The 7,385-nt window shown below is 56.0% G+C and carries 6 protein-coding genes; 5 read left to right on the forward strand and 1 reads right to left on the reverse strand.

Translation table 11 applies throughout. The annotated features are described in order from the left end of the window. On the reverse strand, positions 1 to 663 hold a 663-nt coding region (locus ABJZ52_RS01120; protein WP_348487675.1), incomplete at its 3' end, for a hypothetical protein. A gap of 356 nt (positions 664 to 1,019) precedes the next feature. Here ABJZ52_RS01120 and ABJZ52_RS01125 point away from each other — a divergent pair. From ABJZ52_RS01125 to ABJZ52_RS01145, 5 genes are all read left to right on the forward strand, one after another. Then, positions 1,020 to 2,777 (forward strand): ATP-binding cassette domain-containing protein, encoded by a 1,758-nt coding sequence (locus ABJZ52_RS01125; protein ID WP_348487676.1) that lies wholly within the window; start codon positions 1,020 to 1,022, stop codon positions 2,775 to 2,777. After that, the gene (locus ABJZ52_RS01130) at positions 2,774 to 4,930 is read left to right on the forward strand and encodes a peptidase domain-containing ABC transporter (RefSeq protein ID WP_348487677.1); all 2,157 of its coding nucleotides are present in this window, start codon (positions 2,774 to 2,776) and stop codon (positions 4,928 to 4,930) included. The genes ABJZ52_RS01125 and ABJZ52_RS01130 overlap by 4 nt, the downstream gene beginning before the upstream one ends. Next, entirely contained in the window at positions 4,927 to 6,291 is a 1,365-nt protein-coding gene (locus ABJZ52_RS01135; RefSeq protein WP_348487678.1) for an HlyD family type I secretion periplasmic adaptor subunit, read from the forward strand. Before ABJZ52_RS01130 ends, ABJZ52_RS01135 begins: the two co-directional genes overlap by 4 nt. Positions 6,292 to 6,823: 532 nt before the next feature. After that, positions 6,824 to 7,144 (forward strand): hypothetical protein, encoded by a 321-nt coding sequence (locus ABJZ52_RS01140; RefSeq protein WP_348487679.1) that lies wholly within the window; start codon positions 6,824 to 6,826, stop codon positions 7,142 to 7,144. A 24-nt stretch (positions 7,145 to 7,168) separates the two neighbouring features. Beyond that, a partial coding sequence (locus tag ABJZ52_RS01145) for a hypothetical protein (protein WP_348487680.1) occupies positions 7,169 to 7,385 on the forward strand: 217 nt, incomplete at its 3' end.

Here is a 7,385-nt window from a genome sequence, read left to right on the forward strand (position 1 = left end):
TTCTGTGGCCTCTGCTTCTGCAGCCTCTGCTGCAGTTTCAACTGCCGCATTTGCAACTGCCGCATTTGCAACTGTTGCCTGTCCTGCGTTGCCTACTGCGCCTGCGGGAGCTTGTGTGAAGAGCGGTGCGCCCTGGGCAAACTCGTTCTCGACACCTGAAAGTTGGGCCGAATCAGGGGATTCATCGACGTTCGTGCCGAACGAGGCGTTTCCGGCTGAATCGCCCGTGACGGCCGGATTCGTGGCATCACCTGACGAAGAAAGGGACCCGTCATGGTCGTTCTGCTGGCGATTGCTACCCTGGTCGAACAAATTGGCGTTGTCCGAAGAGGAATTGTCTTCGCCGTCTTCTGCTCTTTGCTCGTCGGTGCGGCGCCCCAAAACATCATTGGATGTGATTTCTATGGATTGTGCATCATCCGTGCTGAGCGCTGTCTCTTCGAGCGTGGTTGAGTCCCGAGGACTGAAATCGTCCATCATGGCGGAGTAGAACACGCTTTCCGGGCCGCCACCCATCTCGCTTTCCGTTGATGCTTCGCCACCCGCGCTGAATGTGCCCTGTGCCTCTTCCATATCCGGTTTGGCAGCCCCGCCGGCATTCAGGAGCTCGATCGCGAGCGCGTCTTCCGCACCTTCGGCATCTGGGTTCTTTGCGTCAGCCATTTTCAGTTCCCCGGCTCGGATGTTTCTGTGCCGCAGACCGAAAGGGTCCGCGTGAATGCCGAAAGACTAGCCCGCAAAAGGATAATAAATCCTTTGCAAAAACTTCAGAAACAGCTGGAAAACCGGGGGAAATCACCGCACCCTTGAAACGAAAACCGGTCAAATATCGCTAAAATTTTAGCGATCCCCACAGCGCTTGGGGTTGCGAGGAAGTGGATTGCTGACAACGCCAGAAAGAAGGTGGGCCAAGGATAATCCGTTAGGTCAAAATTAAGCTTGTTTGACGATACTCACGGTCGATTTCGCCAGCCGCAGTTTGCTCTGGACAGTCAGAGAAACCGTTCGAGACACCGTCAATGACCAATATGGCCGCCTATGGGCTCCCGGAAATAAGAGATGAACGTCTGCCATTGCGAGATATTCATGTCCGGAGCCTGCGAGACCTTTCAAGCCGTGTTGGCGGCCGGTTCGAAATGTTTATCGCGGCTGCAGTCTCCAATATTCTTTCGCTCGCGCTGCCGATTGCCATTTTGCAGGTTTACGACAGGGTTATCCCGAATGCCGCTCTCAACACGCTCGCGCTGTTGTTGCTTGGGCTCGTGGCTGTACTCATTCTGGATGCGATGCTTACGCTGCTTCGAAGCCGTATTACGGCATGGCGCGCCATTCGTCTGCAGCATCTGGCCAGCTGCGCCAGCGTCAAGCGGCTGCTCGACAGCGATCTTAAGTCCTTCGAACAAGATGGACCCGGCGTTCAACTGCAGCGTCTGAACCAGATAGCCAAGCTGAGTTCCTTTCAGTCCGGTCAGGGAATGCATCTGCTCGTGGATCTTCCGTTCGCCGGGATATTCATTGCCCTGATTGCCATAATCTCCGTCGAACTTGCGGGCGTTCTGCTCGTTGTGATTGTTACGCTTGTGTCGGCAGCTGCCCTCTCGGGCATGTTTCTTCGCCGCGCACTTGAGGGGCGCGCTGCGGGCGATGACCTGCGGCACAACTTCATCATCGAGTTGTTGCGCGGCATTCACACGATCAAGACAATTGGCGCGGAAAACCTGATGTTGCGACGCTATGAGCGTTTGCAGTCCACGTCCGCACTTTTCAACTATGCGGTCGCGTTGAACAGCGCCGTCGCCCGGATCGTCGGAAGTGGGACCTCCCAGATTTCCATTGTTTCAGTCGCGGCCTATGGCGGGAGCATGGCGATGAAGGGCGAGATCTCGCTCGGCGCGCTCTCAGCATGTATTTTTCTGGCGGGAAGAACAGCGCAACCCCTGCTTCGTGCCATGGGCATCTGGGCGAGGTTCCAGAGCGTCCGCATTGCGCATGAACAGGTTGAAGAGCTTTTCGCCATCCCGCTGGAAGAAAGCGGCACCATTGATGGCGAAGATATCCAGGGGCGGGTCAGTCTTGAGCATGTGGCCTTTTCTTATGATGAAGAAGATGAGCCGGTCCTTCGTGATGTGCATTTGGATATAGAGCCCGGTGAATTAATCGGGGTTACCGGCAGGAACGGTGCCGGCAAGACCACGCTTCTCTGGTTGATGATGGGTATGCTGCGCCCCACTGAAGGCCGTGTGGCCATAGATGGGGTAAATGTCCGCGACTATTCGTATGAAGGTCTGCATCGCCATATCGCATACCTGCCTCAAGACGGCGTCCTCTTCCAGGGCACACTTCTGGATAATCTTACGCTGTACCGGCCTGAATTGGCCGATCATGCAGCTGAAATCGTCGAGAAGATCGGACTGTCAGAGATTGTCGGTGCACTCCCCGATGGGTATGAGACCGAGTTTCGGGATAATCCAAGCGACGGGCTGCCGACGGGTGTAGTGCAGCGAATTGCCCTTGCGCGCGCCTTCGTAACGGTCCCGGAGCCCAAGCTGGTGATTTTCGACGAGGCCAATTCCCACCTGGATGCAATTGGCGATTCCGAATTGCAGCAGATGATTGCCGAGATTACCGGCAAAACCACGATGTTGATGGTGACACACCGACCCTCTTTGCTCTCGAAAGCGGACCGGACTTTTGTTCTGCGCGACGGGAATCTGGAAGGCAGTGTCGGCGGTGCTAAGGACCTGATTGAGGCGCTTAACCGGGATATAGCCGAATGACGTCACTTGAGCATTCCGACATCCTGTTGCGTTCCGGCGTCCAAGAAGGGATATCTCGGCAGAAGGACTGGTTTGACCGGTTTAAGGGTCGTTCTGAACTCGTCAACTGCCTCAAGCCGCTTCTCGAAGCATTGGCTTGGCGCGGCGACCCTCGCGACCTGGCCGAAGCGATGCCGCACTATGTCGATGACCTCAACCTGATAGATTTTCGAAACACACTTTCACAACTGAACTACGACAGTCACGAGCTTCGGATGAAGCTTGGAGATATCGACGAAAGTTTGCTGCCATGCCTGTTTCTGACTGATCAGGGTGCAGCGCAGGTTGTCCTCGCCATCGAGGACGGCGATTTTCTAATCTTTGACGGCTGGATGCAGCGGGTCCGTCATACCGCTGTCCATTCACTTACTGGAACAGCGGTTTTTGTGAGATCTGCCGACGATCCCCTGGCTGATGAAACGACAGCGGGGGATTGGATCAACAGTTTGGTACACCGGTTCCGTCGCACCGTGACGCGCCTGCTGGTGATTACGTTCTTCGTTAATATCCTGAGTCTCGCGACGCCGCTCTTCATTATGTCCATTTACGATGTTCTGATTCCTTCGGAATCGACGGTCCAACTCTATTACTTGCTGGGCGGGATCGGCGTGGCACTTCTGTTCGAAATTGCGTTTCGGGTCGAGCGGGCGAGAGCAATCGCCTACGCGGCGGGAAGAATTGACAACATTGTTGGCAACATTGCGCTCAACCGATTGCTGTTTCTGCCGGCGCGTCAGACCGAAAATGCGCCTGTGGCTTCACAAATTTCGCGCCTTGAGGAGTTCGAACTCGTTCGCGAGTTATTCTCGAGCCCAATCACCGAAGCGGTGCTCGATATCCCGTTCGTGCTGATATTCATTATCGTTATTGCGATTCTGGGCGGCCCGATTGTCTTTATTCCGGTGACTGTCGCGGTCCTTTTTGTCGTCGCCGGTTTCGTTCTCGCGCCGCGCCTTTCGCGTGTGAACAAACGTTCCGTCCGCGCACAATCATGGATGCAGCGATTTATGATCGAAGCCGTGTCCCACTTGCGGTCCATCAAATACTCCGGTGCCGCGCCTCGATGGATAGAGCGTTTTCGTGAGGCCTCCGCGGCGTCCGCATTTGCAGACTATGAAAAAGCGGCAGTGAACAACCAGGCGGCTGTCATCTCACAGGTCCTCGTTTTCTCGACGGGTGCAGCCATTCTTGGTCTCGGGGCACTGAAGGTTATGAACGGCACAATGTCGACCGGCGCGCTTGTTGCGATCATGGTGCTGGGCTGGCGGGTGCTCTCACCTTTTCAGATGATGGTGGTGGTCCTGTCGCAACTGGATACGATTATCAGTTCCATTCGGCAGCTACATGCGTTGATCCTTCAGCCGACGGAGCAATCCGGCCACGCGCGTTCTAAACGAAATCTCAAGGGCCATATTCAGTTTTCCTGGGTCAGTCATAGATATTCCCAGGACACAGATCCGGTTCTTTTCGGCGTTTCCTTCGAAGCGAAGAAGGGTGAAGTTGTGGCCCTTGTGGGGCCGAACGGCTCCGGCAAATCAACGATCATCAACCTTCTCACGGGACTCTACAGGCCGCAGGCCGGCGCAATTTTACTGGATGGGGTCGACATTCGCCAGATCGACCCGGTCTATTTACGGCAATCGATCGGGGTTGTGTCTCATCCCACTCACCTCTTCTACGGAACAATTTCTCAAAATTTGCGGCTCGCGGAGCCAACGGCTCTGGATGAGGAAATTTTCGCCGCCGCCAGGGAGGCGAGTGTTCTTGAAGAGATCCTTGCGTTGCCAGAGGCCTTCGATACACGTCTGACCGAGGATGTGTTGTGCAAGCTGTCTGCCGGTTTCAAACAGAAGTTGGCACTCGCAAGGATATATTTACGTCGTTCCCCTATCGTCATTTTCGACGAGGCCACTCAAGGTCTTGATGAAGAGGGTGACAGGGCTTTCATGAAGGCTATCAGGGACCTCCGCGGGAAATCGACCGTCGTCATCGTGACGCATCGACCCAGCCACATTCGAATTGCCGATCAGATCATTGTGATGAAGGGCGGCAAGGTTGCCAGCGCAGGTCCGCCTGAGAAAGTACTGAACTCACGCGCGGTGGATGCAGCATGAGTACGTCAGCCACCCAGGTTCGCTTTACCCAGCGCAAGCACCGCCGCTGGAGCAAGCAGACGCGATATCTTTCGCAGTCGTTGCTCCTCGAAGAGGTGGGGCCACCCCAAGCTTTGAGGTCCGCTGTCGTCCTTGTGGCAGTTTCACTTTTTGCTTTTCTTGGTTGGGCCTATGCCTCGCCGCTTGCCGAAAGGGTCAGCGCTGTCGGTCAAGTGGTTCCGAATGGCTCGGTGCTTGCGGTTCAACATCTTGAGGGTGGAATCGTATCGGCGATCCCGGCCAAAGAGGGTGAGATAGTTGAGCCGGGAAACGTACTCGTGGTTCTCGATCCGATAAGCGCGACGGCCGACCATGAAGAGAAAACAACCCGAATCGCGGCCTTGAAGCTGCGCGCTGAACGTCTGCGAGCATTCGCTGAAGGACGCCTGCCCGCGTTCACATCTGTGGTTCCCGACCCGGTGTTTGCCGGGCTTATCGCCGACCAGAATCAGATATACGAGTTTCAAGTGCGCAACCGTGAGAACGAGCTGCAGGTGCTGATACATGCGATCGAGCAGCGGCAATCAGAGCTGTTATCCCTGCAGGGGGAGAAGGCAACGATTGCCGATGAGCTCGGTATTGTCACTCAGGTTACGGAAATGCGTAAGACGTTGCTGGACAAGGGTTTGATTTCCCGTGTGGTGTATCTTGGTACATTGCAGCAGCAAGTGACGTTGCAGGGACAGGCACGCAAGAACACCTCCGAAACCATTCGGGTGCAACAGGCGATTGCTGAGGCAAGGGGGAAGCTGGTTCAGCTCGCTTCTTCTCTCGAAAGTGCGGCTCTTGCCGAAATGGGCGAAGTGTCAGCCGAGATTGCACGCCTTGAGCGGCAAGCTTCCAAGTCGGAGGGCGCAGTTTCCCGTTTGGAAATCCGTGCACCGGTGCGCGGAATCGTAAAGAGTGTAGTCCCCAACACGATTGGTGGGATCATCCCGCCGGGGAGTCTCGTTGCCGAGATCGTACCTCTGGAGGAGGAACTGATCGTTGAAGTGCAGATTGCGCCAGAGGATGTAGGCCAGTTGCGTCAAGGTCAGGTGGCATCCGTCAAAGTCAGCGCCTATGACTTTTACCGGCACGGGGAAATTGACGGAATACTCGATCGGATATCACCTTCTACATTTGAGAATGATGACGGCTCACTCTACTACAAGGCCAGAATCCGTCTGAACAAACTGCATGTGGGTGAGTCCGAGACGCAGAACCTTATTCTTCCAGGCATGACCGTTGAGGTTGATGTGCAAACCGGAAGCCGAACCGTGTTGCAGTATCTTCTCAAGCCTCTCTACGCCTCGGTTGATCAGGGTTTCAGCGAGCGCTAGGCGCACTGCTGGTTTCAAGATGGGGCGGAAGGGCAGTGGGAAGAGCAAAACGGCTTGAGGCCGGATAGGCCTCTCTCGTCTCAGCGAGCGCAATAGCGCTTACGATACTTCAACTCATCACCTGAGATTATCCAGAATGCAGTCTGATTCCAGGACCGGTTTACGCCGTCATTTTGCGACGTCCAGGGTCTGCAATCGCACAGAACATGGGGGCCGGTCACCTAATCCAAAAGCGCCACTCCGGCGCCGCCTCAGAGCCAATTAAAACTCCTGTTTTTTACAGCTTTACGACAACGGACGGAAAGCCTGTTAACGATCAAGTCCCTCTCCCTCGGCCATTTTCTCTGATTTCGATATTCGAACCCGCGACCATGGCGGCAGCACCGACCGCATGAGTATGCGCCAGCGGCAGAATCGGTGACTGGTTTGCATTGGACGGGCACCGTCCTTAACAATATTCATAATCTGTTGGTCGTCGGCTTCGTCTTCAGATATCTGGCGACCCAGACCGCGATCGTGCCGGAGAACCGATATGAACGAAGTTGCCGGAGGGCCCGTGAGCAAACGCCTCAGCCGGGCTGAACATGCGGACAGCATGCGGTCCTATCAGGAAGAAGGCAGACGCCTGGCCGCCGAAATCGGCAACAAGGGCCCGTTGCGCTTTGGCGAAGACGGCAAGGTGCATCCGGCTATCATCTCGGCCTATCACCGGCATGGCTACTATATCTTCGAGGGGGTGGTCGGCCCGGAAGAGTTGTCGGAACTTCGCGACGGCTGCATGGACATGCTGGAGCGCGCACCGGTGCGAAGCGGCGCGGATGTCGATGCCAGGGGCCGCCCCGCCTTCGGCTAGGATCTCGGCCGGTCGGCCTACTTTATGACCAAGCCTCTGTCGGATCCCCATGGCGGCACCAGCGATCTGGGTGGCAGGCACCCCACCCGTATGAACGAGCCATTGGCCGATGCGGAAGCGCCGGCGGAAGTGGTCTTGCGCATGTATGGCATGTGCCAGGCGATCCCGGCGGCGCTGCGGATTTATGGCAACCCGGATTTGCTGGCTGTCGCGGAGGCCGTGAACGGGGAGGATTTCGTTC

Origin of the sequence: Roseibium sp., from assembly GCF_039982295.1 — a bacterium.
GTDB lineage: Bacteria > Pseudomonadota > Alphaproteobacteria > Rhizobiales > Stappiaceae > Roseibium.